The sequence below is a fragment of the Devosia ginsengisoli genome, assembly GCF_024707105.1.
Lineage (GTDB): Bacteria > Pseudomonadota > Alphaproteobacteria > Rhizobiales > Devosiaceae > Devosia > Devosia ginsengisoli_A.
This window is the reverse complement of sequence record NZ_JANQAJ010000011.1, coordinates 858,081-880,459: the sequence shown is the minus strand read 5'-3', so window position 1 is coordinate 880,459 and position 22,379 is coordinate 858,081. Positions and strand designations below refer to the sequence as shown.

General features: G+C 64.0%; 26 protein-coding genes. 17 read left to right on the top strand and 9 right to left on the bottom strand.

Annotated features, from left to right (window positions below; translation table 11 throughout):
* Nucleotides 1-73 precede the first annotated feature (73 nt).
* From NVV79_RS18295 to NVV79_RS18245, 11 genes are all read left to right on the top strand, one after another.
* The gene (locus tag NVV79_RS18295) at nucleotides 74-1,549 is read left to right on the top strand and encodes a phage tail sheath C-terminal domain-containing protein (RefSeq protein ID WP_303992252.1); all 1,476 of its coding nucleotides are present in this window, start codon (nucleotides 74-76) and stop codon (nucleotides 1,547-1,549) included.
* Nucleotides 1,550-1,640: 91 nt separating this feature from the next.
* Nucleotides 1,641-2,180: a phage major tail tube protein gene (locus NVV79_RS18290; protein WP_303992249.1), complete on the top strand. Its 540-nt coding sequence runs from the start codon at nucleotides 1,641-1,643 to the stop codon at nucleotides 2,178-2,180.
* Between the two features lie 91 nt (nucleotides 2,181-2,271).
* A complete protein-coding gene (locus NVV79_RS18285; RefSeq protein WP_303992246.1) occupies nucleotides 2,272-2,580 on the top strand; it encodes a hypothetical protein in 309 nt (102 codons plus the stop codon).
* A 173-nt stretch (nucleotides 2,581-2,753) separates the two neighbouring features.
* Entirely contained in the window at nucleotides 2,754-5,096 is a 2,343-nt protein-coding gene (locus NVV79_RS18280) for a phage tail tape measure protein (RefSeq protein WP_303992243.1), read from the top strand.
* A complete protein-coding gene (locus NVV79_RS18275; protein WP_303992240.1) occupies nucleotides 5,096-5,515 on the top strand; it encodes a phage tail protein in 420 nt (139 codons plus the stop codon). Before NVV79_RS18280 ends, NVV79_RS18275 begins: the two co-directional genes overlap by 1 nt.
* On the top strand, nucleotides 5,515-5,751 hold the full coding sequence (locus tag NVV79_RS18270; RefSeq protein ID WP_303992237.1) for a tail protein X: 237 nt from the start codon (nucleotides 5,515-5,517) through the stop codon (nucleotides 5,749-5,751). The genes NVV79_RS18275 and NVV79_RS18270 overlap by 1 nt, the downstream gene beginning before the upstream one ends.
* Before the next feature lie 6 nt (nucleotides 5,752-5,757).
* The gene (locus tag NVV79_RS18265; protein ID WP_303992234.1) at nucleotides 5,758-6,852 is read left to right on the top strand and encodes a phage late control D family protein; all 1,095 of its coding nucleotides are present in this window, start codon (nucleotides 5,758-5,760) and stop codon (nucleotides 6,850-6,852) included.
* Between the two features lie 56 nt (nucleotides 6,853-6,908).
* On the top strand, nucleotides 6,909-7,892 hold the full coding sequence (locus NVV79_RS18260) for a TIGR02594 family protein (RefSeq protein ID WP_303992231.1): 984 nt from the start codon (nucleotides 6,909-6,911) through the stop codon (nucleotides 7,890-7,892).
* A gap of 66 nt (nucleotides 7,893-7,958) precedes the next feature.
* Nucleotides 7,959-8,252, top strand: a complete 294-nt coding sequence (locus tag NVV79_RS18255) for a hypothetical protein (protein ID WP_303992229.1) — start codon at nucleotides 7,959-7,961, stop codon at nucleotides 8,250-8,252.
* A gap of 49 nt (nucleotides 8,253-8,301) precedes the next feature.
* The gene (locus tag NVV79_RS18250) at nucleotides 8,302-8,448 is read left to right on the top strand and encodes a hypothetical protein (RefSeq protein WP_303992227.1); all 147 of its coding nucleotides are present in this window, start codon (nucleotides 8,302-8,304) and stop codon (nucleotides 8,446-8,448) included.
* A 52-nt stretch (nucleotides 8,449-8,500) separates the two neighbouring features.
* Entirely contained in the window at nucleotides 8,501-8,890 is a 390-nt protein-coding gene (locus NVV79_RS18245) for a hypothetical protein (RefSeq protein ID WP_303992224.1), read from the top strand.
* 262 nt (nucleotides 8,891-9,152) lie between these two features.
* On the opposite strand, the gene NVV79_RS18240 is transcribed toward NVV79_RS18245, so the two are convergent.
* Complete coding sequence (locus tag NVV79_RS18240) at nucleotides 9,153-10,310, bottom strand: site-specific integrase (protein ID WP_303992221.1); 1,158 nt, start codon at nucleotides 10,308-10,310, stop codon at nucleotides 9,153-9,155.
* A 155-nt stretch (nucleotides 10,311-10,465) separates the two neighbouring features.
* Between NVV79_RS18240 and dusA the strand changes: the two genes are divergently transcribed.
* A complete protein-coding gene (dusA, locus tag NVV79_RS18235) occupies nucleotides 10,466-11,482 on the top strand; it encodes a tRNA dihydrouridine(20/20a) synthase DusA (RefSeq protein WP_303992779.1) in 1,017 nt (338 codons plus the stop codon).
* 56 nt (nucleotides 11,483-11,538) lie between these two features.
* Here dusA and NVV79_RS18230 read toward each other — a convergent pair whose 3' ends face one another.
* Complete coding sequence (locus tag NVV79_RS18230; protein ID WP_303992218.1) at nucleotides 11,539-12,225, bottom strand: TIGR02281 family clan AA aspartic protease; 687 nt, start codon at nucleotides 12,223-12,225, stop codon at nucleotides 11,539-11,541.
* 120 nt (nucleotides 12,226-12,345) lie between these two features.
* Nucleotides 12,346-13,155, bottom strand: coding sequence for an adenosylcobinamide-GDP ribazoletransferase (locus tag NVV79_RS18225; protein WP_303992215.1), 810 nt, complete (start codon nucleotides 13,153-13,155; stop codon nucleotides 12,346-12,348).
* An 86-nt stretch (nucleotides 13,156-13,241) separates the two neighbouring features.
* Here NVV79_RS18225 and cobT point away from each other — a divergent pair, with 86 nt between their 5' ends.
* Nucleotides 13,242-14,264, top strand: coding sequence for a nicotinate-nucleotide--dimethylbenzimidazole phosphoribosyltransferase (gene cobT, locus NVV79_RS18220; protein WP_303992212.1), 1,023 nt, complete (start codon nucleotides 13,242-13,244; stop codon nucleotides 14,262-14,264).
* On the opposite strand, the gene NVV79_RS18215 is transcribed toward cobT, so the two are convergent.
* Together NVV79_RS18215 and NVV79_RS18210 are read right to left on the bottom strand one after the other, a co-directional pair.
* Nucleotides 14,261-15,340, bottom strand: a complete 1,080-nt coding sequence (locus NVV79_RS18215) for an HD-GYP domain-containing protein (RefSeq protein ID WP_303992209.1) — start codon at nucleotides 15,338-15,340, stop codon at nucleotides 14,261-14,263. The genes cobT and NVV79_RS18215 overlap by 4 nt on opposite strands.
* A gap of 62 nt (nucleotides 15,341-15,402) precedes the next feature.
* Nucleotides 15,403-16,929, bottom strand: a complete 1,527-nt coding sequence (locus tag NVV79_RS18210) for a HAMP domain-containing sensor histidine kinase (RefSeq protein WP_303992207.1) — start codon at nucleotides 16,927-16,929, stop codon at nucleotides 15,403-15,405.
* A 184-nt stretch (nucleotides 16,930-17,113) separates the two neighbouring features.
* Here NVV79_RS18210 and NVV79_RS18205 point away from each other — a divergent pair, with 184 nt between their 5' ends.
* From NVV79_RS18205 to NVV79_RS18195, 3 genes are all read left to right on the top strand, one after another.
* Nucleotides 17,114-17,584, top strand: a complete 471-nt coding sequence (locus NVV79_RS18205) for a thermonuclease family protein (RefSeq protein WP_303992204.1) — start codon at nucleotides 17,114-17,116, stop codon at nucleotides 17,582-17,584.
* Between the two features lie 135 nt (nucleotides 17,585-17,719).
* A complete protein-coding gene (locus NVV79_RS18200) occupies nucleotides 17,720-18,199 on the top strand; it encodes an Lrp/AsnC family transcriptional regulator (protein ID WP_303992776.1) in 480 nt (159 codons plus the stop codon).
* A complete protein-coding gene (locus NVV79_RS18195; RefSeq protein WP_303992201.1) occupies nucleotides 18,196-18,606 on the top strand; it encodes a VOC family protein in 411 nt (136 codons plus the stop codon). Before NVV79_RS18200 ends, NVV79_RS18195 begins: the two co-directional genes overlap by 4 nt.
* Here the strand turns inward: NVV79_RS18195 and NVV79_RS18190 are convergent.
* The 4 genes from NVV79_RS18190 to NVV79_RS18175 form a co-directional block, all read right to left on the bottom strand.
* The gene (locus tag NVV79_RS18190; protein ID WP_303992198.1) at nucleotides 18,603-19,022 is read right to left on the bottom strand and encodes a hypothetical protein; all 420 of its coding nucleotides are present in this window, start codon (nucleotides 19,020-19,022) and stop codon (nucleotides 18,603-18,605) included. The two genes, NVV79_RS18195 and NVV79_RS18190, sit on opposite strands and share 4 nt — an antisense overlap.
* Nucleotides 19,015-19,692: a dienelactone hydrolase family protein gene (locus NVV79_RS18185; protein WP_303992195.1), complete on the bottom strand. Its 678-nt coding sequence runs from the start codon at nucleotides 19,690-19,692 to the stop codon at nucleotides 19,015-19,017. Before NVV79_RS18185 ends, NVV79_RS18190 begins: the two co-directional genes overlap by 8 nt.
* 1 nt (nucleotide 19,693) lies before the next feature.
* Nucleotides 19,694-20,707 (bottom strand): GTP 3',8-cyclase MoaA, encoded by a 1,014-nt coding sequence (gene moaA / locus NVV79_RS18180; RefSeq protein ID WP_303992193.1) that lies wholly within the window; start codon nucleotides 20,705-20,707, stop codon nucleotides 19,694-19,696.
* Nucleotides 20,708-20,807: 100 nt separating this feature from the next.
* Nucleotides 20,808-21,401 (bottom strand): L,D-transpeptidase, encoded by a 594-nt coding sequence (locus NVV79_RS18175; RefSeq protein WP_303992190.1) that lies wholly within the window; start codon nucleotides 21,399-21,401, stop codon nucleotides 20,808-20,810.
* Between the two features lie 250 nt (nucleotides 21,402-21,651).
* Here NVV79_RS18175 and rpiA point away from each other — a divergent pair, with 250 nt between their 5' ends.
* Nucleotides 21,652-22,356 (top strand): ribose-5-phosphate isomerase RpiA, encoded by a 705-nt coding sequence (gene rpiA, locus NVV79_RS18170; protein WP_303992187.1) that lies wholly within the window; start codon nucleotides 21,652-21,654, stop codon nucleotides 22,354-22,356.
* Nucleotides 22,357-22,379: the final 23 nt, after the last annotated feature.

Genomic DNA, 22,379 nt, shown 5'->3' with positions numbered 1-22,379 from the left:
CTTTGCTTGAACCCAAGGCCCGGCAATCCGCCGAGCCTTTTCTATTGCCCTCCCAACCAGAAGGAGAGACCCGATGACCGATCCGGTTTTCGGCATTTCAATCACGCGCGACGGCGCAGAGCCGCGTCCGGCCGTTGGCTACGACATGTCGGTGATCGGCCTCGTCGGCACCGCCCCCGCGGCCACTGCGGAGGTCTTTCCGCTCAACACGCCCGTCCTGCTCAACTCGGATGACGCCGCGCTGCTGCTGGCGCTCGGTGCAACGGGCACGCTGCCCCCGCAATTCGACCTGATCAATAGCCAGCTCGGCGAATTTCAGGTCTCGGCTCGCGTCGTCGTGGTTCGCGTCGAGGCCGGCGCGGATGACGACGAGACCATTGCCAATATCGTCGGCAGCGCGGCCCTCAAGACCGGCCTCTACGCGCTGAAAGAGGCGGGGCCTGCCCTCGGAGTTGTCCCCCGGCTGATCGGCGTCCCCGGCTATACCCATCAGCGGGAAACCGGCGTTGCGACGATCACGGTCGCTGCCGGCGGCGCCGATTATGAGGTTGGCGATGCCATCACGGGGACCGGCGGCAGCGGCAGCGGCTTTGCCGGTGAAGTCGCAACCGTCGATGGCGAGGGCGCGATCCTGACGGTAACGATCACGTCGGGCGGCAGCGGCTACACGGGGGCGCCTGCGCTTTCCGTCACCAGCGATGCCGGCGAAGGCGCCACGTTGACGGCCACGGTCGATGACCTGGCCAATGTAGTTTGTGCGGCCCTTCCGCCGATCTGCTCGGCGCTGATCGCCCATGCCGTCGTGACGGGGCCGCATTCCACCCGCGCCGCCTACTCTGAATGGCGCGAAACGCTGCAATCCGACCGCCTGATCCCCGTCGAGACGTGGGCCAAGGTGGGGAGCCCTGCCACGGATATCGACAGCGTTGGGCTCGCCCTCGGTATCGGCGTTCGCCGGGATCACGAGAAGGGCGGCCTGCCGTTCCATTCGTGGGCTAATCAGCCTTGCTATGGGATTGTCGGGCCGAACCGCAATATCGAATTCTCGCTCACCGATGGCTCGACGGAAGGGCAGGAAATCCTTGCCGAGAACGGCGGCATCATCGTCCGCGGCGAGGCCGGCGTCGCCGATGCCATTGCCTCGGGCGGTTTCGTGTTTATCGGCACTGACAACGCGGGTGAGGACGAGCTGTGGCGCTTCTATAGCGTCACGCGTGGGCGGGACTATATCCACCTGCTGATGCTGCGCACGCTGCGCTTCTATCTCGGCCGCTACAATCTCAACGGCCAGACGATCGAGGCTGTCGTCGAGACCATGAAATCGGCCTTGCGGGACTTGCAGGCGCAGGGGGCCATCCTCGGCTATAGGGTCGGCTTCGATGCCGGCGATAACAGCGCCGAGCAGCTTCGTCAGGGCAAGTTCAACCTGACGTTCAAGGCCGAGGAGGCGCCCGTTCTGCGGCGCCTGGGCCTGACTTCGGCGCGCTATCGCCCGGCGCTCGATACGCTGCTCTCCGACCTGCTTTCGCAGATGGACGCCGCGGCCTAGCCGTCGCGATTTCTCTCCTCGTTTCCACCCTCCCTTGCGGGGCACCGCTTACCGGCGCCCCGCTCAACGTCCAATTCATGGAGATCAGCCGATGAGCGGCACCGTTTATCTCATGGAGGCGGCCAACCTTTTCTGCGGCCTCCATGATCCCACCAAGAGCAAGCATCTGACGCTGGCCGAATTGAAGCTGCCGGATTTGCAGGCCATCTATGCTGACCACCATGCCGGCGGCGCGCTCGTCGCCACCGAATTCGAGGTCGGCATTCAGAAATTCGAGCCGACGTTCAAGCTCAATGGCTTTGATCCCGATCTGCTGACGCAATTCGGCCTGGGCAAGAAGTCGCGCGAGACCTTTACGGCCTATGGCGCGATCCGCGATCAGCGCAGCGGCAAGACGATCGAGGCCAAATCCATCATCGAAGCCCGCCTCGGCCGCGTCGCCCCCGACGCTTTCCAGCGCGGCGAAATGATGGGGCATGAGTACGCCATGAACAGCGTCATGCACTACGAGCTGTGGTTCGACGGCGCCGAAAAGATCGCCTGGGACTTCTTCACGTCCGTCTGGCGCGTCGATGGTGTCGACCAGAACGAGGACGTGAACCGCATCCTCCGCATCCCCGGCGTTCAATAGCGCCTCCTAGTCCCCCTTCATCCCCGCGAGGGCCGCCCAGCGACAGCGCTAGGCGGCCCTTTTCCGTTTTTTCCCGCCAGGAGCCGCCGCCATGACCGCCACCCCCGCCAGCACGCCCGTTTGGGCCGAGAAGCCTCACACCCTGAAATTCCCCGTTCCCGTCGACGGCGGCGATCCGATTACTGTCGTGATCATCTATGAGCCCGATAGCGAGGCTCTTGAGCGCATTGAGGCGCTGAATATGCAGCCCGGCGTCAATCCGACCGTCGCCCAAACGCGCGGCGTTGTGGAAGCAATGAGCCGCCTTCCCGATGGCGCGCTCAAGAAGGCTCATTTCAGCGACATCAAGGCGCTGGGCGGGATCGCCGGCCCTTTTCTCGAAGCGGCAGTGCAGGACTGACGCTGGCCGGCATTCTGGAATGGTGCAGGGCCAACGGCGGCCTCGACGCGATTACCGCGATCACATCGCACGCGCTCTGCACCCCTTTTCCCCAAGTCCGCAAAACGCCGATCACGCTGCTGATGCGCTTGCATCCGCTCGCTGCTCGGCTGTTACGCCGAGGCCCGCGATAGATGGCAACGCTCACTTCATCGCTGATCGTTCGCCTGCTGGATCAGGTGACGACGCCCGCCAAGAAGATCGGCGCCTCGCTCCTCGGGCTCAACAATGCGGTCGGCGCCAACTTCGGCCAGCGCCTCAATACGGCGATTGCCAGCAATAATGCTGCGCTGGCCCGCCAGCGCGGCGCCCTGTTCGATGCTGCGGCCGGCTTCTATGTGCTCAAAAACGCGCTGTCGGCCCCGATCCGCGACGCCATGGCCTTCGAGAGCGCCATGGCCGATGTCCGCAAGGTCGTGGATTTCGGCTCGGAAGGTGCCTTCAAGGACTTTCAGGCGGAGCTCATCGCGCTGTCCAAGCGCATCCCGATTTCGGTCAATGGCCTGGCGCAGATCGCCGCGGCGGCCGGTCAGGCTGGCATTGCCGGCGAGGACTTGATCCGCTTCACCGAGGCCGCCGCTAAGGTTGGCGTCGCCTTCGATATCTCGGCCGACGAGGCCGGCGAAGCAATGGCCAAGATGATGACCGGCCTGGGCATCACGATCGACGAGGCCGTGCTCCTCACCGACGCGATGAACCACCTGTCGAACGCGCAGGCTTCCTCGGCCGCCGAAGTGCTCGACGTGGTGCGTCGCGTGGGTGCGCAGGCGAAAATGTTCGGCTTTACGGCCGAGGAAGTCGCCGCGCTCGGCTCGGCCATGATCTCGGCCGGCGCCCAAAGCGAGGTCGCGGCCACGTCGTTCCGCAACATGGGCGCGGCCCTGACCAGCGGCGGCAGCGCTACTGCGCGGCAGCAGCGCGCATTCAAGAAGCTGGGCCTCGACGCCAAGGTCGTCGCGGCGGCCATGCAGGTCGATGCGACTGGCACGGTCGTCGATGTGCTTGAGCGCATTTCCGAGCTTCCGGCCGATATTCAGGCGGCGGTGTCGAAGGATTTGTTCGGCAGCGAGGCGCGGGCTCTCGGCCCGCTGCTGACGAACCTCAATCTGGTCAAGGACAGCCTTGCGCTTGTCAGCGACGAGAGCGCCTATGCCGGCTCGTCCTTCCGCGAATATGAGGTCCGGGCCAAGACCTTCGCCAACTCCGTCGAGCTGTTCAACAACAAGCTGACGGCGCTCAAGATCGTCATCGGCGCGGCTCTGATCCCGGCGATCAACGATCTGATGACGGCCATCGGGCCGACGATCGAGCAGATCGCCGATTTCGTCTCAGCCCATCCCGATCTGACGCGCAATGTCATCGCGGCGACGGCCGCCGTGATCGGCTTCAAGATTGCCATCGCCGGCCTCTCCTTCATTGGGCTTCTCGGCAAGGGCGGCGCGCTGTCTATGTTGGCGCTGGGCTATAATACGCTCGGCAAGGCCATCATCGGCGCCACGGCCGCGGCCAAGGGCTCGGTCGGCCTGCAAGCGACCCTCGCGGCGATGAGCGGGGCCAAGTTTGGCGGATTTGCCAAGTTCGGGGTCGCCCTTCGCGGCATCGTGCTTGCAATCCCCGGCATTGCCCCGCTGGGCGGCATCCTGTCCGCCATCGGAGCGGGCGTTGCGACCATATCTGCCCCGGTGTGGGGAGCCTTTGCCGTTGCGGCAGCGGCGGTCGGCGCGGCCGGCGTCCTGATCTGGAAATATTGGGATCGCCTGTCCTCGATCTTCGGCGGCGTTGCTGCCCGCATCGGCGAGGAGTTGGCGCCGGCCATCGAGCTTGCCCGCCCTGTGCTGGACTGGCTCGGGGGCGCCGGCCAGATCATCGCGGCCAATTTCACGGCCGCGATGGACAAGATCGGCGAATTCACGTCGTGGATCGGGTCGTTCTTCTCGCAAGAGGTTCTGACCGACGAGGAGAAGGCAGGCTTTCGCCAGGCTGGCTATGATGTCATCGACAGCATGCTCGCCGGCATGAAGGCAATGTTCGCCGTGGCCCTTGATTGGTTCCGGACGTGGCCCGAGAAAATCCTTGCGGCCATCGGGAACATCAACATCGCCTCGCTGTTCAATTGGGGCGGCGGGCCATCGGTGGGCGTGACTGTCGGCCCGAGCGAGCTGAATGGGGTCATAAATGGGCAGGTCGATACTGGCCTTCCCGTTCCCTCCGGCCACCGCGCCAAGGGCGGGAACGTCTGGCCTGGTGGTTCCTTCCTCGTCGGTGAGGATCAGCCGGAAATCTTCTCGCCCGACAAGAGCGGCACGATCACGCCGCTTAGCCAGGCTTCCGGGCCTTCCATTGGGCAGATCGGGCCTTTCCACATAAGCGGTGCCGATGATCCGGTTGCTGTTGCGCTGGAGGTCCGGCGCGAGGTCGAGGACGCATTGAGCAAGATGATGCGCGGGGCGCACGCGGACACCGGAGTGTATGGCTGATGCTGTATTTGATCGGCGTTCTGATGGTGCAAGTCGCGCCCTTCAACATCCATGAGGTCTCGGCGAGTGGGGCCACGGAATATGCGGTCAAGCCGATCGTCGGTGTAGAACCCCCGCTCGAATTTGTGGGCGAGGGGGCGAATGAGCTGTCCCTTTCGGGGCGGCTCTTTCCGCATAGCCTCGGCGGTATGAGCGAGCTGGAGTTGCTCGACCAGATGCGGGCAAGCGGCAAGCCGCAATATGTCATGCGCGGCGACGGCAAGCCGCTGGGCTATTTCGCGATCCTTAGCGCGAGCACCCGATCGAGCTTTCTGGATCGGAATGGCGTCGGCAAGCAGATCGACGTGAGTGTCAAGCTGCGCCGCGCGCAGGCGCCCGCGCCACAATCCTACTTCTCGCTCTTTGCAGGGTGGTTCTGATGGCCGGCGAAACTGTCGAGAGCGTCGTCATCCAGGGCGAGAGCATCACCGTGTCCCTGCTGATCTGGCGCCGCTTCCGGAGGGCGATGCCGGGCATGGTGGAACTGCTCTATGCCGTCAATCCCGGCCTGGTCCTGCATGGCCCGTTTCTGCCCATCGGGACGGTAGTTCGCATTCCCATTCCGCCGCCGGCCGAGGCCGTCAAATCGGTGACGCCGGTTCGCCTGTGGGGGTAGCGAGGCATGAAGAAAGCAGCCTTTCGGGTGATCGTCGATGGCGACGACATCACCGGCAATCTGACGCCTATTCTGACCAGCCTGACGGTGCAGGACAAGGCGGGGCAATCCAGCGATACAGCATCGCTCGAAATCGACGATACGGACGGCAAGATCATCATGCCGAGCCCTCGATCAAAGATATCGATCGAGCTTGGCTGGTCTGATACCGGCGTCGGCCAGGTCTTTTCGGGCGTGGTTGATGAGGTCGAGGCCAAGGGCGGTCGATCCGGGCGGTCGATCTCGATCAGCGCCAAAGGCCTGGACACGCGCGGCAAGGCCAAACAGGGCCAGCGGCGGCACTTCGACAACGCCACCGTTGAGGAGGCGCTTACCGCGGCTGGGAAAACTGCCGGCTTGGCCGTCAAGGTGGACAGCGCGTTTGCCTCGATCACCCGCGAATATATCGGCCTTGATAACGAGAGCTTCGTTTCGTTCGGGGAGCGCCTGGCCCGCGAAGTCGGAGGCACATTCAAGATCGTCGGGGATACGGCGATCCTGGCCGACCGCAATGGCGGGCGCGGGGTGGGCGGCCAGGCCCTTCCCACGATCCGGGCCGAATGGGGCGTCAATCTGCATTCCTATTCGATCATGCCGATCCTGGGGCGCCCTATAGAGAAGCGCGCAGCAGCTCGCAGCTTCGACAAAGAGGTTGCCGACTATGTGGCCTCCTTTGCCGACACCGGGACTGACGATGCCGAGACCGACAAAGAGGCGCCCTTCCTTGAGCCGGATGAGGACAGTGCATCGGCGCGGGCCTCTGCCGATGCCAAGCAAGCCGACCGAAAGGCCGGCGAGGGCACGGTCGTCATTGAGGGCAATATCGACGCCCAGCCGGAGGGCGTCTGTGAAGTTGTCGGATGCCGCCCCGGCATCGACGGCTCCTATCGCATCGATGCGGTGAGCCATTCGCATTCCCGCTCCGGCTTCATCACGACGCTGACGCTGGCGCAGCCCAAGGGCGGTGCCGGCAAGGATGGCCGTGGGGATGACGATGGGGGTCGAGGCGCCGACTTCGATGCGAAGGTCGCCGCCTACGTGGCTTCCTTCGGGGATGAATAGACCCATATGGCCCGCCAGCGCGGGCCTTTTTCTTTGGCCGAAAGGACCGCCAGAAAATGACCACCAACTTCAAGAAGGTGCTGCCGGGCGATCCTGCGCACCTGATCGCCGCGTTCGAGCTTCTCGGGCTTAAGGAAATCGTGGGCGGGAAGCATGAGGCCCAGGTCGTCGCGTTCTTCGCCGATGCAGGCCATGATTGGGTGAAGGATGACGAAACCGCATGGTGCGCTGCCTTTGCCCATTCGATGCTCGGCCGGGGCGGGATCAAGGGCACGGGCTCGCTCGCGGCCCGCTCCTACCTTGATTGGGGCTCATCGACCGACAGCCCGGTGCGCGGCGATATCGTCGTATTCAAGCGGGGCAATTCCGGCTGGCAAGGCCATGTGGCGTTCTTTCTCGCCGAGGTCGGCGACCGCGTGTGGGTGCTCGGCGGCAACCAGTCCAATGCCGTGTCGGTCGCCAGCTACGCCAAGAGCAGCCTCCTCGGCTATCGCCACCCGCCGCTTGCCAGCGTAGCGGTCCCTGTCAGCGCGCCCAAGCCCGCCAGCCGCGCCTTGATCGAGGCTGTCCAGAAGGCATTGATCGCCAAGGGCTACAATGAGGTCGGCAAGCCTGACGGCCTCTATGGCAGCAAGACGCGCGGCGCGATCCTGGCTTTCGAGGCCGATCACGCCCTGTCGCTGACCGGCCAGCCGAGCGGCGATCTTCTGGAAGCCATCATGGCGGCCGAGCCGCGGGAAGTTCCGCAGGATCGGGCCACGGGCAAGCCCGAGAACAACGCAGCCCTCAAAGCAACCAACGGCCAGCTCGGCTTCGGCGGCCTTCTCGGCGGTGGTGCGCTGCTGGGATTTGCTGAGCCCATCGTGAAGTCGATCGAGGGCGGCGCCGGCCTTGTCTATCGGTTGAAATCCTCGATCGAGCCGATTGTCGATCTCTGGCCGCTAGGGGCCGTTGTGGCCGCTGGCGCCGTGATCTACTTCGCGCTGCGCTCGCGCAAGGCTGTGGTCGAGGATTATCGCACCGGCAAGCTGGCCCGATAGATGATTACCGGCATCGTGGCGGCGTGGCGCTTTGCGACCTCGCCGCTGGGCAAGGGGATCGGCGTTATGCTGATCCTGCTGGCCTCCCATGCCTACGCCTACAACGCCGGGAGGGGCAGGGCGGAGGCGGCCTGCAATGCCGCCGCGCTGCAATCGCAGGTCGATGCCCTCAAGCGCGATCTCGCGGCAGCACAGGCCAGCGAGCGAATTGCCGCCGGCCTGGCCAATCAGGCCCGCGTTCGCGAGGAAACCCTCAAGGAAAGGCTCTCGAATTATGAGCAATCAATCGCGGGCGGCGAGCCTGATATTTGCCTGCTTGGTCCTGCCGATGTTGACAGCCTGCGCGGGCTTGTCCGCTAGGCAGGCTGTTGTCGTCAATCTGCCTGCTCGGCCGGCGCAGTTCTCGCCAGTGCTGCCCCCTGCGATCGCCCTCGGCCAGAGCCCCAAGGCCCTGGCCGGGCAATGCCTCGTCGCCCTCGACGGGGCCAACGGGCGGATCACCGATTTCGGGGCTTGGTATGAGGCCCTGAGGACCAACTACGGCACCATCGAGTAGGCCGACTATCCCAAGGGACTGCCCCACCGTGAACAAAGCAGCGAGCGACCCCATGAACATCCCCCCGCCGAAGAAAGAGTGGAATATCAACACCATCGTCTCGGTCGTTGGATTTGCCATCACGCTCGTCGGCCTGGCTGTGGCATACGGGCAGTTCATGGCGGAGGTCTCTCAGACCCGGACGGATTTCATCGCCTATCGGGATGCGACGAACCTGCGCATATCCGCCGTCGAAACCGCCGCCCGCCAGATCGACAACCTGACATACCGGCTCGGCGCGGCGGAAACGACCAACGCGGCGATATCGCGCGGGCTCTCCGACCTGCAATCGGCCGTCGCTCAGCAATCGGGCGATATCCGGGTGGTGCGGGAGATATTGCAGCGCATCGAGCGCCAGTCCAGCAGCCCCGCCGTATTCCCTTTGGCTCTATCCGAGCCCTAGCCCTTGCGATCCCCTGTGCTGCGCCGTCTTGGCGGATCGGCGCGATATGGGGTTGAGCGCAGCTCCCGGCCGCCTTCGGGCGCCGGGAGCATCCTTTCCCGACCAACTGGCCCCAGCGCTTCGGCGCTGGGGCCTTTTTTTGTGCCTTCTTTTTAGGGAAGGATCATCTGAGCGGCCTGAGAGATCGCCCATAGAACGAAGATGGCGGAGCCAATCGTCAGCATTGCAAACCACCATTTGCTGTTGAATGGGCCTAGTCCCCTCATGCTGCTTTCCTCTCTTTGCAACGCCGATCGAGCGTCAGGATTTGCGCCGGCCGCTTCGTGATGTACGACCGCCACGGCCAGTTTGCGTACTTATCTCCTGACTGTCGGATATGCGAGTAGCGCTGCAACGATGACCAGGATCGGTGCCCCGAGACGAGCGCCGCATCGGGGATTTTCCACCCCATTTCAAAGAGGCGGCTGACGCCTTCGTGGCGCATATCGTGAAAGCGTAGATCGACGACGCCGACCATGGGGCAAGCGCGGGTGAATGCCGCGCTGACGCTATCGCCGTTATGCGGGAAGATGCGCTCGTGGCCTCGCGGCATCATCTGGATGATCTCGACCGCTTCCGGCGGCAAAGTCACCCACACATCGTTGCCCTCCTTTTCGCCGGGGTTCTTCATGTCCCGAACGAGGACGCGGCTATTTTGGGGTTCGAAATCTTCCCATCGGATGCGGCATATTTCGTCGAGCCGGCGCGTGGAGAAGATGGCGAAAAGCACAATGATCGAGACGGGGACCGCGCCTCTGTAATTGCCCCGTGGGCGAGCGTTTAGATGCGTCAGGATTGCTGCCAGCTCGGCGAGCGTCGGGCGGCGGGTGCGTTTTTTCGATTTGCCGATCAACCCAAGGCGAGAAGCCACGATCCGGGCATCCACGACGGCTTGATAGTCGAGGGGCACATTCCAGGCGGGCTTAGCGATGCGGGCAATCGCCGCGAGGTGGCTGAGATAGCTGCCGACCGTGGACTTGTGCCTGCCCCCGGCGGCGAGCTCCTCAAGCCACTCGATGATCTGCGGGCTCCCTACGGCCCGGCATCGATGTTTGGCTATCGACATCCTTTGGATGGCGCTGAGAACCTGCGATTTGGTCTTTCCGAGCGCCTTCCTGCTGGTTGATACATAATACTCGATCACGTCGGCGAGCAGGGGATTGTCCTCATCCCGATCTGCGGCCGATTGCTCCGCTGCGAGCTCGGCGGCGCCGGGGCGCTTCAATTCGGCCTCGCGTTGGCGTATCCATGCCGCGGCGGCCGGCCGGCGTTCAAAGGTTAAGCTCTCGCGGTGGATCACTTTTCCCCCGCGCTTGATCATGATCTGCGCGAGGAAGCTGGGAGTGCCAGACGCGCGCTGTCTTTCGGTAATGGAGCCCATGGCGGTACAACTCGTTTTTTCGGTTCAACATTTGCGGTACAACATGCCGACCCATATCGAGCAACCCGTTGGAAATCGTTGGAAATGTGTTGGATTGGTTAACGCGATCCAAGACGCGCCGGGGCGATGACGCGGGCGGAAATGGGGGCTAATGAATTGAGAAAGCTAGATATTTGATCGATCTTGGAAGAAGTCGGAAATTCAGCGTGGCGCCGATGATCGACTGGACGGATCGGCATTGCCGCTATCTGCATCGCCTCCTCACGCGAGAAGCCCTGCTGTTCACCGAAATGATCACGGCCGCGGCCATCGTGCATGGTGATGCGCACCGCCACCTGCGCCTCAATGCGGAGGAAGCGCCCGTCGCCCTGCAATTGGGCGGCTCCGATCCGGCTGAGCTGGCCCAGGCCATCCGCCTCGCCGAAGACTATGACTATGCCGAGATCAACCTCAATGTCGGCTGCCCCTCCGATCGGGTCCAGTCCGGCCGCTTCGGCGCCTGCCTCATGGCCGAGCCCGACCTTGTAGCCGATTGCGTCCGCGCCATGCGCGAAGCGACTTCTCGCCCGGTCACCGTCAAGTGCCGCATCGGCATCGACGACCAGGATACCGAGCAAAGCCTCGACCGCTTCGCCGATGCCATGGTGGCCGCAGGCGTCGATGCCCTCTATGTCCATGCCCGCAAGGCCTGGCTCAAGGGCCTTTCCCCCAAGGAAAATCGCACCATTCCCCCGCTGGACTACGATCGTGTCCATCGCCTCCGCGCACGCCTCGCGCCTTTGCCTGTCATGATCAATGGCGGGCTCGAAACCCTCGAAGCCGCCGAAGCCGAAATGGCGCATATGGATGGCGTCATGCTCGGCCGCGCCGCCTATCACACCCCCATGCTGCTGGCCGAAGTCGACCGCCGGTTCTTCGGCAGCGCAGCCGAGCCGGTGACCCTCGAAGCCGTCATGCAGGCCATGGCCACCTATGCCCACCGCGAAGCTGAAGAGGGCACGCGCATCAACGCCATCACCCGCCACATGCTCGGCCTCGCCAACGGTCTGCCCGGCGCCCGCCAGTTCCGTCAGATCCTCAGCGTTGACGCCTGCAAGCCGGGCGCCGATTCTACGGTCATCTTCCGCGCCCTCGAAGCCGTCACCCGCCCGCGCCTCGCCGAAGCGAGTTAGCCGCGCCCGCGCGTCAATGCTAACAGTCCGTTAGCATTAGCGAGGGGTTGCTAACGCTAATCCTGCAGCTCCAGCGAATTCTGCGTCACGCTGTACCGGCTCAGCGTTTCCAGGAACGTCATGCCCAACAGGCTCGTCTCCAGCGCCCCGCTTTCGGTGACGAACGCCACCACCCGCTCGCGCACGATGCCGCCCACCTCGATCCGGTCCAGCCGCACCCGCGCCGCCCGCCCAGTGCCGTTGGCGGTCGAAACCGGAATGGTGAAGGCCAGCCCCTCCGTGTCGATCCCCGCCGCCTCGGCATCGGCAATGGTCAGCACCACCGCGCTGGCACCAGTATCGAAAATCATCGGCGTCGTATGGCCGTTGACCGTCGCATTGATCTCGAAATGCCCGCCCATGCCGCGCCGGAACGTCGCCAGCCCCTGTTCGGCATTCACCACGGCAACCTCCGGCCGGAACTCCCCGGCCACTCGCGCCGCGACATTGGTCAGCTCGTCCCGATAGGCATAGGTCACCGCCGCGACACCGAAAATGCCGACCCACAGCAGCACGCTGCCCACCAGCTCCGACGCCTTGCGCCGCCGCGTGAACAGCCCGCCGGCAATGACGATCAGGATCACCAGCAGCGGGATCAGTTGCGCCGTCTGCGCCTGCGTCAGCCCCACCAGGCTCCCCGCATCGGTGCTGATGAGCAACGCCAGCCCGACCGCGACAACCAGCGCAATGCCGATAAAGATCATGCCTGCGCCTCCGGGTTTGCAAGTCTCATCAATACGATAAAGGCAATAGCTGCGGCAATTTCAAGTCGTCAGCAGACCTCATGGTGAGCTTGTCGAACCACGAGGTCGTGGCACTACTGCTCAGGCAAATGGAACCAACCCTGCCAGCACCGCGATCTCCACCAGTGCCCCCAGCGCCCCGATCAGGTCCCCGGTCTGCCCGCCCACCAGCCGCCGGCACAAAGCCGTCCATCCGGCAATGATAGCCAGCGCCAGCAGCAGCGCTACCCCGAGCCCCACCAGGCTCGTCGCTGGTCCGCCCAGCAGGAACAGCAGCACCACGGCAAACACCGCGCCGACTGCAAAACTCCGCCCCGGCAATCGTCCCGCCGTCGCCGAGGCCCCATCCGCCCGCGCCGGCGGCAAAGCCACCGCCACCCACAGCGCGCCCGAGCGGGCGACGATGCTCGCCGCCAGCCACATCGCCCCCGCCGCCAGCGGATTGATAGCGGCAACGGCTCCCAGCGCTGTCACCCGCAGCAGCAGGAACAGGCACATGGCCGCCACGCCATAGGTCCCGTGCCGGCTGTCCTTCATGATGTCCAGCCGCCGCTCGATCGTCTGCCCGCCAAAGAGGCCATCGGCGGCATCGGCCAGCGCATCCTCCGCCATCGCTCCGCTGGCTATCACCATGGCGCCCACGGCCAAAGCCGCGGCAAAATAGCTCGGCAAGCCGACCAGCACCCCGCCGACCAGCACCAGCGCCGGCCCGCTGCCGATGGCCGCGCTGGCCAGTGGCAGCGCCATGGCGATCCGCCCCAGATCGGGCGTCTGATGCAGCGAATCCCCCGTCGGCAGCCGCGAAAAGAACCGCAGCGCCATGATGAAATCGGCGCGCAGGCCAAGCCCGCCGGCCGGCGCGCGCGGGCTGCTGGGGTCTTCCGGTTTCACTTCAGGCTCTTCGGCGTTCAATTGCTTTTCGTCCCGCGATCGGCAACAAGTCCGCACCTTCCTACCCAAAACCAGACCGACTCGCCATGCCCCCGCTCAGCCCCGCCTATGCCGATGTCATCGAACTCCTGACCCTGCCGCCCGATGGCGACGAAGCCGCCGTGGCCGCCGTCCGCGCCCGCGATGCGCAACTCACCAAGCCATCAGGTTCGCTCGGCGCGCTGGAAGGTCTGGTGGAATTCCTGGCGCGCTGGCAGGGCAGGGCGCAGCCCCGGCTCGACAATCCCATGGTCACCATCTTCGCCGCCAATCACGGCGTGACCGATCAGGGTGTCTCCGCCTTCCCGCGCGAAGTCACGGCCCAGATGGTCGCCAATTTCACCAATGGCGGCGCCGCCATCTCGCAGATTTGTGCCCTGCACGAGATCAACCTGCGCGTCTTCGAACTCGCGCTCGAAATGCCCACCGGCGACATCACCAGGGAACCCGCGCTCGACGACAAGATGTGCGCCGCCACCATCGCCTATGGCATGGAAGCCATTGCCGGTAAGCCGGACCTGATCTGCCTGGGCGAAATGGGCATCGGCAACACCACCGTCGCCGCAGCCATCTATGCCGCCCTCTATGGCGGCAGCGGCGCCGATTGGGTCGGCCGCGGCACCGGCGTCGATGATGCCGGCCTCACCAGAAAGGCCGACGCGGTCGATCGCGCCCTGGCCCACCATGCCGGCGAGCTGGACCACCCGCTGGCCATCCTCGCCCGCCTCGGCGGCCGCGAAATTGCTGCCATGCTCGGCGCCCTCATCGCCGCCCGCCACCAGAAGGTCCCGGTCATCGTCGACGGCTTCGTCGCCACCTCGGCCGCCGCGATCGCCCACGCCGTCAATCCGGCTGCCATCGACCACTGCCTCTTCGCCCACACCTCGGCCGAAAGCGGCCACGCCCGTGCTTTGGAAGCCATGGGCCAGAAGGGCCTGCTCGATCTCGGCATGCGCCTCGGCGAAGGCAGCGGCGCCGCGCTGGCCGCGGTCCTCGCCAAAACGGCCCTGCACCTCCACAACAATATGGCGACCTTCGAAAGCGCCGCAGTGAGCGGAAAGGAAGATTAGCCTGCCTGGTTTGCCAGCATGATCCGGCCAAATTCGCGAACCAGGCTGGCTTCGAGTTTGCCCGAACCCGCCATGTCTTCCAGAACCGTCATGGCCTGCGCCGGGCTTCGCGGTTCCTTGTAGCTGCGTCGTTCGATCAGCGCCGCATAGATATCGCAGATGGTGAGAATTCTCGTCAGGTCGCCAATCTGTTCGGCGCGCAGTCCGTCGGGATATCCGCTGCCGTCCAGCAATTCATGGTGGCTGCGCACGCTGCTCAGAATGTCCGCGCTCAGGTCGCTGCGCTTGGTCAGATACGCATTGCCGATAACGGTATGCGTGCGCATGATCGTCATTTCCTCGTCGCTCAAGGCCGCCGGCTTGTCGAGAATTTCGATGGGAATGGCGGCCTTGCCGATATCGTGCAGCATGCCGGCAATCGTCAGCTTGATGACGTCCTGGCGTGCCATGCCCGTCCCATTGCCGAATGCCGAGGCGATCCCGGTAACCAGCATGCAATGCTGATACGTTCCCACATGATAGCCTTTGACGGTCGTCAGCCATTCCTGGACGCCGACATCCTTGATGGCATCGGCGATCTGCCCGCTGGCGGCATCCACGCCGGCCACGCTGAATGCCAGGTCGTCTGCCAGCGCGTTGAAGCTGCCATTCATCGCATCCACGCCGGAATCTATGGATTGGCGCACCGCGACATCGGCAACGCCATTTGTGGGGCGGATGCCGAAATGCGCGCGCATCGCGGCGTGAACGTCATCGGCACTTGCCGACGCAGGCAGCACCGCATCGGCACCCAATACCCGCGCATGAACGGCCGCCACGCGTGAATGCGGGTCGATCAGGAATATGCGACATCCCCCACCATGGCGCGGCAGGGCGTGCTTGAGCTTTCGTACGGTCTCGATCGATCGCAGGTCCAGGTCGAATACCAGGCTGGGATCAACGTCGAGATAGGCCGGCGCAAGGCTGTCAACGGCAATGGTTTCGGCCCCAATGCTGCGGCCAAAGGTTATTTGTTCAGTCCTGGGGTTGTTGGCGACGATATAAAGCAACGCATCGCGCACAGCAAAATCGCGCAAGTTGAATACTCCAACTGCGCCAATATATAATATGAAACTGCTGCTATACTAAGCGAAAAATTTCAGCCGGCTTCGGAGAAGATCTCGAGCCGGTTGCGCTTCTCCACCACTGGCGCCAGCGCATCCATCACGCGGGCGCGCGGAAAGGTGGCGATCACCTCGGTGCCGAAGCGCAGCTTGCTGAACAGGTCGAACCGCCCCTGATGCAGCTCCATGATCTTCTGCACGATGGGCAGGCCCAGGCCGGCGCCCTGTTCGGCCGTCTTCTGCGCCAGCGAGCCTTGCCCGAATGAGCTCAGCACGGTCTCGATTTCATCCTCGGGAATGCCCGGTCCATTGTCCTTGACAGAGATGAACTGCCCGCCGTCGCCGCTCCGCGTCACCACCAGCACCACCTTGCCATGCTGCGGGGTGAATTTGATGGCGTTGCTCAGCAGGTTGAGCACCACCTGGCGGATGGCGCGCTCGTCGCCCCACAGCTTGGGCAGGTTGTCGCCGATGCTGTAGACCAGTTCGATACCCTTGGATTTGGCGCGCAGTTCCATCATGCGGCGGCAATCCTCGGCGATATCGACCAGCGACACCACTTCCTCGTTCAGCTCATACTTGCCCGCCTCGATACGGCTGAGGTCCAGCAACTCGTTGATCAGGTTCAGCAAATGCTGCCCGCTGCCATGGATATCCCCGGCATATTCCTTGTATTGCGGCACCTGGTGCGGCCCCAGCAGTTCCGATTTCAGCACTTCGGAAAAGCCGATAATGGCGTTGAGCGGCGTGCGCAGCTCATGGCTCATCGTGGCGAGAAACTGCGACTTGGCGATATTGGCCTGCTCGGCGTGCCGCCGTGCCTCGTCCGACATGTGGCGGGCCTCTTCCAGCTCGCCGATCAGCGCATCCTTTTCCGCCTGGTGCGAAATGGTTTCGAGCTCCGTGCCATGCAACTGGCGGGCGAGATAGACGAAGAAGATTTCGCCGCAGATGGCCACCGCGGCCAGCGTGTAGTTGAGCGTGCCGCCCAGCGCGATGAGATTGGCCGATACCGTCAGCGTCACCGGCAGCGTACTCATCAGCGTGGCCGGGGGCAAGGTGTGCGTCGCCACGGCATTGGCCGCCACGCTCACCAGCACCATGGCAAACATCACGGGCGTCAGCGTCGCCGGCTCCGCCACCAGCGTGAACAGCGCCAGCAATGACCAGGCCAGGCCATAGACGATCTCGCCCGCCACGAAAGTCGTGGTCCACCGGCTGGCATTAAACTTGGCGGGATCGCTGGTCCTGAACCGCCGCGCCATCAGCACGACGATCAACAGGCTCAGGATCACCAGCCCCGCCCAGAGCGAGGTGAAGACGACAGGCACCCACAGGCTGGCCACGACGGAAAGAATGACCACAATGGCCGCCATGGGCAGCGCCGCGCTGACGCGGGACTGCGCATAATCGTGCATCAGTTCGAAATCGAAATCGGCGCGCGTGCCCGAGCTCGAGGTCAGGCGCTGGCGCGCATCCAGCACGGTCTTCTGCGCCGTGCGCTTGCTGTCCCGTCCCATCTGGGAACGGACGTCATCGATGACAGCCGGCTGCGACGCCATGGGAACTCGTACTCGTTACTAAATGATGCGAACAGAACACGTATTCGCTACGCTCGGGACAACACTAGCGAGCGCGTAGTTAACGGGTGGTGAAATCCTGCAGCGACGAAGCCGGCGCAATGCCATCTTTCGCGGCCCGCTTGGGGCGGTCCTCGCCATAGCGGTTCTGGCCGTCATCGCTGTCGTGGCCGCGGCGCTGGATCTGCCCCCGCCACCGGTCGCCGGCCTGGCCCGTGTCGGCGATGGCGACAGTTTCCACCTGGGCGAGGATCGCATTCGCCTGCTCGGCCTCGACGCCCCCGAACTGGCGCAGAGCTGCACCACCGCCGATGGCCGGACCTGGCCCTGTGGTCGCACCGCTCGCGACCGCATGGCCCAATTGCTTGCCGCCGGCCCCGCCGATTGCCGCCCCGAAGATATCGACCAATATGATCGTCTCCTCGCCATTTGCAGCGTCGACGGAATCGACCTCGGCGCCACCATGGTCGCCGAGGGCCTCGCCATCTCGGCAGGCCGCTACTGGACCGAGGAAGCCGCCGCCCGCAACGACCGCCGCGGCATCTGGGACGGCGACTTCGACGCCCCTCGCACCTGGCGCGACGATCACCCGCGTCCACAGGGTTTCAGGGGGTGGTTATCCGCCCTGGACCTTTGACCTCCCTGCAACCCCCGCGCCACTTGATCTGCGCAAGTTTATTGCTAATCTTGCCCGGACGTGGCAGGTATTGCGCCAATTTCGGATTAAATTGCACCGGAATTGGAAATCAGATTTCGCGGGGGCATTATGGCACTGGACAAGATCGACCGGAAAATTCTCACGCTCCTGCAGAAGGATGCCACCATGCCGGTGGCCGAAATCGGCCGCAAGGTGGGCCTCTCCACCACCCCATGCTGGCGCCGCATCCAGAAGATGGAAGAAGATGGCGTCATCCAGCGCCGCGTCGCCGTGCTCGATCCCGCCAAGGTCAATGTCGGCGTCACCGTTTTCGTCTCGGTCAAGACCAACGAGCACAATGACACCTGGATGCGCAAATTCTCCGGCGTCATCGACGAATTCCCCGAAGTGGTCGAGTTCTACCGCATGAGCGGCGATGTCGATTACCTGATGCGCGTCGTCGTGCCCGATATCGGCGCCTATGACGCCTTCTATAAAAAGCTCATCAGCAAGATCAACCTGACCGATGTCAGCTCGGCCTTCGCCATGGGCCAGATCAAATACACCACCGCCCTCCCGCTCGATTTCGCCATCGTTGTCGACGACGACAAATGACGGGCCTGGTCGGTTTCGAACATGTCGGCATGACGTCAGGCAATCTGGACCGGACCATCGCCTTCTATTGCGACCTGCTGGGCCTCACCCTGGCCCAGCGCAGGCAGAACGACCGCGGCGAGATGGCCTTCCTCGATACCGGCAGCGGCATGCTCGAAATCGCCTGTCCCACCGCCCAGATTTCCCGCTCCCGCGACGTGCCGCCCCACGAAGCCGGCATGCGCCACCTGACCTTCGCTTTTGAGAATGTCGATGCGATCTTCGCCAGGCTCGAAGCGGCAGGCGTCGAAGTGCTCGAACGCCCCCGCGCCGCCGTCAACACAGCTCTGATCAAGCGCCTCGCCTTTGTCCGCGACCCCGACGGCATCATCATAGAACTGGTCGAACGCGCCGAGGGCAGGGGCTAGGCTGGACCCAGCCCCGCAATCGCCTCCTCCAGCACGGCGAGCATATCCCGCCGCCCGCCATCCGGCAGCACCAGTCGCTGCCGCTGCACGCTGTGGTCGTTGTAGAGGCTGACCATGAAGTCCTCGACGCCAAGCGCGCCATAATCGGCAATCGGCACCGTGACCGCCTCGGTCACCAGGCCTATCCCGTCGCGCGCCGCGCAGAGCGCCATGATGAGGCCGAGCGCCGGCTGCGCCGTCGCCAGTTCCGCCCGATAGGCGAGGATGTCGTCCGCGGCCCCCGCGGCAAACATCCGGTCCACGAAGGCATCGATCAACGCGGCCACCAGCATCGCCTTGCGCCGCGACAAGGGGGCTGCCTGCAGGCTGCCCCATTCCGCCTCCAGATAGGCCCGATGCTGGCTCAGCCTATCCAAGATGCTTGCGGAAGAAATCGAGCGTGCGCGCCGAGGCCTTGGCGCAGGCCGCCTCGTTGAAATTGCCCGGTCTGTCGCTGTTACAGAAGCCGTGGCCGGCCGGATAGGTATAGATATCCGCCTCGGCATGCCGCGCCTTCAGCGCCTCGATCTGCTCCAGCGGAATGCCCGTATCCCGGTCGCCGAAATGCATCTCGATGGGAATGCGGGGCGCCAGTTCGATATAGCTGGGCACGCCGCCGCCATAATAGCCCGAAGCTGCGCTCAGCCCGATCCCCTCATGCGCCGCCGCCCGCCAGCTCACCGCGCCGCCGAAGCAATAGCCGGTAATGCCCACCTTGCCGCCGGCCTTGGCCGCGCCGATAGCCGCCGTCACGTCGAGCATGGCCGTCTTGTGGTCGAACTTCTTCATCAGCTCGCCGATAATGGCAAACTGCTCCGGCGTGTAATTGTCGCTTTCATAGCCGAACTCGACGCGGTCGAACATGGCCGGCGCCACTGCCAGAAAGCCATGCCGGGCAAAGCGGTCCACCACGCCGCGCACGAAATTGTTGAGCCCCCAGACCTCCTGGATGACCACGACTCCGCCGCGCGGCGTCCCCTCCGGCTCGGCGCGATATGCGTTGAGGGTAAAACCGTCGCTGGCCGTCAATGTAATCCGCTCGCCCATTCTAGCCTCCCGTAACGCTCATATGCCGTCCCAGCGCCGGTTCCGGCCGGCTGCGGTCGATGACGAAATCATGCCCCTTGGGCTTGATCAGCATGGCATGGTCCAGCGCCGCATCCAGCGCCGCCGGCCCGCCGTCGCGCAGCGCATCGCGCAGATTCACCTGGTCGTCCTGCCCCAGGCACAGATAGAGCTGCCCGGTCGCCGTCAGTCGCACCCGGTTGCAGCTTTCGCAGAAATTGTGGCTCATCGGCGTGATGAAGCCCAGCACGCCATTGGTCTCGGCTACATGCACATAGCGCGCCGGCCCGCCGGTGCGCTTGTCGAGCTTGCTCAGCGTATAGCGCCGCGCCAGAAGGTCATGCAATTCGCGCAGCGGCAGGTAGCTGTCCACCCGGTCGATGCCCACTTCGCCCAGCGGCATGCCCTCGATCAGCGTCAGTCCCATGCCGCGCCCATGTGCCCAAGCCATCATGGGCTCGATTTCGTCGTCATTGACGCCGCGCATCGCCACCATGTTGATCTTGATGGCCAGCCCCGCCGCCTGCGCGGCGTCGATTCCATCAAGCACATCCGCGATCCGCCCGCGCCGCGTGATGGCGCGGAACCGTTCCGCGTCCAGCGTATCGAGCGAAACATTGAGCCGCTTTACCCCCGCATCGGCCAGCCCCTGGGCATGCTTGCGCAACTGGCTGCCATTGGTGGTCAGCGTCAGCTCATCGAGCCCACGCCCGATCCGTCCGCCCAGCGTCGTCACCAGGTCCATGATATCGCGCCGCACCAGCGGCTCGCCCCCGGTCAGCCGGATCTTGGTCACGCCCCGCGCAATGAACGCGCCGGCTATGGCCTCGATTTCCTCGAAGCTCAGCACGTCCTTCTTGGGCAGGAAGGTCATGTCTTCGGCCATGCAATAGACGCAGCGGAAATCGCAGCGATCCGTCACCGAAATACGCAGATAGGAAATATGCCGCCCGAACGTATCGACAAGCGGTCGGGCAGGGGGGACATGAACGTTCATGCGCTGAACCTATCGCCAGTCGAGCCGCTTTCAAAGCCGCCACAAACAAAAAGGGCCGCCGAAACGGCAGCCCTTGGAATTTACGCCGGAGACGCTTGTGTTAGTGATTCACCACGATGAGGGCGCCAACCTTCACGCGTTCGTAAAGGTCGGTCACGTCGTCATTGGTCAGCCGGATGCAGCCCGAGGATACGGCCTGGCCTATGGACCAGGGTTCGGACGTGCCATGCACGCGATAGAGGGTCGAGCCGATATAGAGCGCGCGGGCGCCCAGCGGATTGTTCGGGCCGCCTTCCATATAGGCCGGCAGGTCCGGTACGCGCTTGCGCATGGCCGGCGGCGGAGTCCAGCCCGGCCATTCCGCCTTGCGGGTGATGCGGTGCGTGCCCGACCAGGTAAATCCGTCACGGCCCACGCCGATGCCGTATTTCATCGCCTTGCCATCTTCGAGCACGAGATAGAGCCGCCGCTCGCCGGTCTCGATGACGATGGTGCCTGGCTTGTGGTTGGTTTCGTAGTTGACGATTTCCTTGCGGACAGGGCTGCCCCCGCGCGAACTCTGTACGATCGTCGATTCATCCACCCATTCGGCGCTGTTGCGGTCGTAAACCAACGCAGCCGTTGCGGGCAGGACGCTGCTCGCCGACAAGATAATCGACAGCCCAATTGCTATCGCTGACTTGATATTGAACATGTGACGACTTGGCCTCTGGAATAGAACGGGATTCGCCCGCTCCCATAATTGCGGGTGCTTACGCTCTTTGGGAAATAGCGAAAAGAGGCAACCGCCCCGGAATCGCCACACTCACGCCACCTTCGCAAAATTGTGTTGCCAGCAAGTTACAGTTCTCGTTCACCAATCTGTGATTCACGTCTTTTGGCGGCATTGACAGGCGAACCAACCCTTGCGATGGCCCACCTGAATTTACCGCGCGAGGGCGACTATGAGTGAAGATCTGAAGCGGCAGGCAGCCGCGATGGCGCTGGCCGATATACGGCCCGGCATGCGGCTCGGCCTCGGCACCGGCTCCACGGCCCGCCACTTTGTCGATCTGCTGGGCGAAAAGGTCGCCGCCGGTTTCGACTGCATCTGCGTGCCCACCTCCGAAGCCACCGCCCGCCAGGCCGAATCCCTCAACATTCCCCTCTCCGATCTCGAAACCCTCGACCGGCTCGATATCACCATCGATGGCGCCGACGAGATCGATCCCCATCTCAATCTCATCAAGGGTGCTGGCGGAGCCTTGCTGCGCGAAAAGATCGTCGCAGCCGCGTCCGACGCCATGATTGTCATCGCCGACGCGTCCAAGCTCGTGCAGACGCTTGGCGGCCGCTTTCCACTACCGGTGGAGGTCAACCGCTTCGGCTTGGGCGCCACGCGCCGTGCCGTGGCCGAACTCATCGAGCATCATGGCACTGGCGGCAACCTGCGCCTGCGCGAGACGTCGCCCGGCACGCCCTTTGTGACCGATGGCGGGCACCTCATTCTCGATGCTTTTTTTGGCCGCATTTCGCAGCCAGAAGCGCTGTCGCGCGACTTGCTCGACATCGCCGGGGTGGTCCAGCACGGGCTTTTCCTTAAAATGTGCAAGACGGCTTATGTGGCGACGCCGGATGGCGTAAAAGCGCTGACGAGCGGCACGAACTGATGGACCGAGACAAGATGGGTATT

Bases quoted from the DNA above. Each gene is read 5' to 3' on its own strand.
- NVV79_RS18295 (WP_303992252.1), top strand. From the start codon at position 74: ATGACCGATCCGGTTTTCGGCATTTCAATCACGCGCGACGGCGCAGAG.
- NVV79_RS18175 (WP_303992190.1), bottom strand. From the start codon at position 21,401: ATGTTCAATATCAAGTCAGCGATAGCAATTGGGCTGTCGATTATCTTG.
- NVV79_RS18245 (WP_303992224.1), top strand. From the start codon at position 8,501: ATGAACATCCCCCCGCCGAAGAAAGAGTGGAATATCAACACCATCGTC.
- NVV79_RS18285 (WP_303992246.1), top strand. From the start codon at position 2,272: ATGACCGCCACCCCCGCCAGCACGCCCGTTTGGGCCGAGAAGCCTCAC.
- NVV79_RS18240 (WP_303992221.1), bottom strand. From the start codon at position 10,310: ATGGGCTCCATTACCGAAAGACAGCGCGCGTCTGGCACTCCCAGCTTC.
- NVV79_RS18280 (WP_303992243.1), top strand. From the start codon at position 2,754: ATGGCAACGCTCACTTCATCGCTGATCGTTCGCCTGCTGGATCAGGTG.
- NVV79_RS18230 (WP_303992218.1), bottom strand. From the start codon at position 12,225: ATGATCTTTATCGGCATTGCGCTGGTTGTCGCGGTCGGGCTGGCGTTG.
- rpiA (WP_303992187.1), top strand. From the start codon at position 21,652: ATGAGTGAAGATCTGAAGCGGCAGGCAGCCGCGATGGCGCTGGCCGAT.
- NVV79_RS18275 (WP_303992240.1), top strand. From the start codon at position 5,096: ATGCTGTATTTGATCGGCGTTCTGATGGTGCAAGTCGCGCCCTTCAAC.
- NVV79_RS18260 (WP_303992231.1), top strand. From the start codon at position 6,909: ATGACCACCAACTTCAAGAAGGTGCTGCCGGGCGATCCTGCGCACCTG.
- cobT (WP_303992212.1), top strand. From the start codon at position 13,242: ATGCCCCCGCTCAGCCCCGCCTATGCCGATGTCATCGAACTCCTGACC.
- NVV79_RS18185 (WP_303992195.1), bottom strand. From the start codon at position 19,692: ATGGGCGAGCGGATTACATTGACGGCCAGCGACGGTTTTACCCTCAAC.
- NVV79_RS18290 (WP_303992249.1), top strand. From the start codon at position 1,641: ATGAGCGGCACCGTTTATCTCATGGAGGCGGCCAACCTTTTCTGCGGC.
- moaA (WP_303992193.1), bottom strand. From the start codon at position 20,707: ATGAACGTTCATGTCCCCCCTGCCCGACCGCTTGTCGATACGTTCGGG.
- NVV79_RS18265 (WP_303992234.1), top strand. From the start codon at position 5,758: ATGAAGAAAGCAGCCTTTCGGGTGATCGTCGATGGCGACGACATCACC.
- NVV79_RS18255 (WP_303992229.1), top strand. From the start codon at position 7,959: ATGCTGATCCTGCTGGCCTCCCATGCCTACGCCTACAACGCCGGGAGG.
- NVV79_RS18210 (WP_303992207.1), bottom strand. From the start codon at position 16,929: ATGGCGTCGCAGCCGGCTGTCATCGATGACGTCCGTTCCCAGATGGGA.
- NVV79_RS18270 (WP_303992237.1), top strand. From the start codon at position 5,515: ATGGCCGGCGAAACTGTCGAGAGCGTCGTCATCCAGGGCGAGAGCATC.
- NVV79_RS18195 (WP_303992201.1), top strand. From the start codon at position 18,196: ATGACGGGCCTGGTCGGTTTCGAACATGTCGGCATGACGTCAGGCAAT.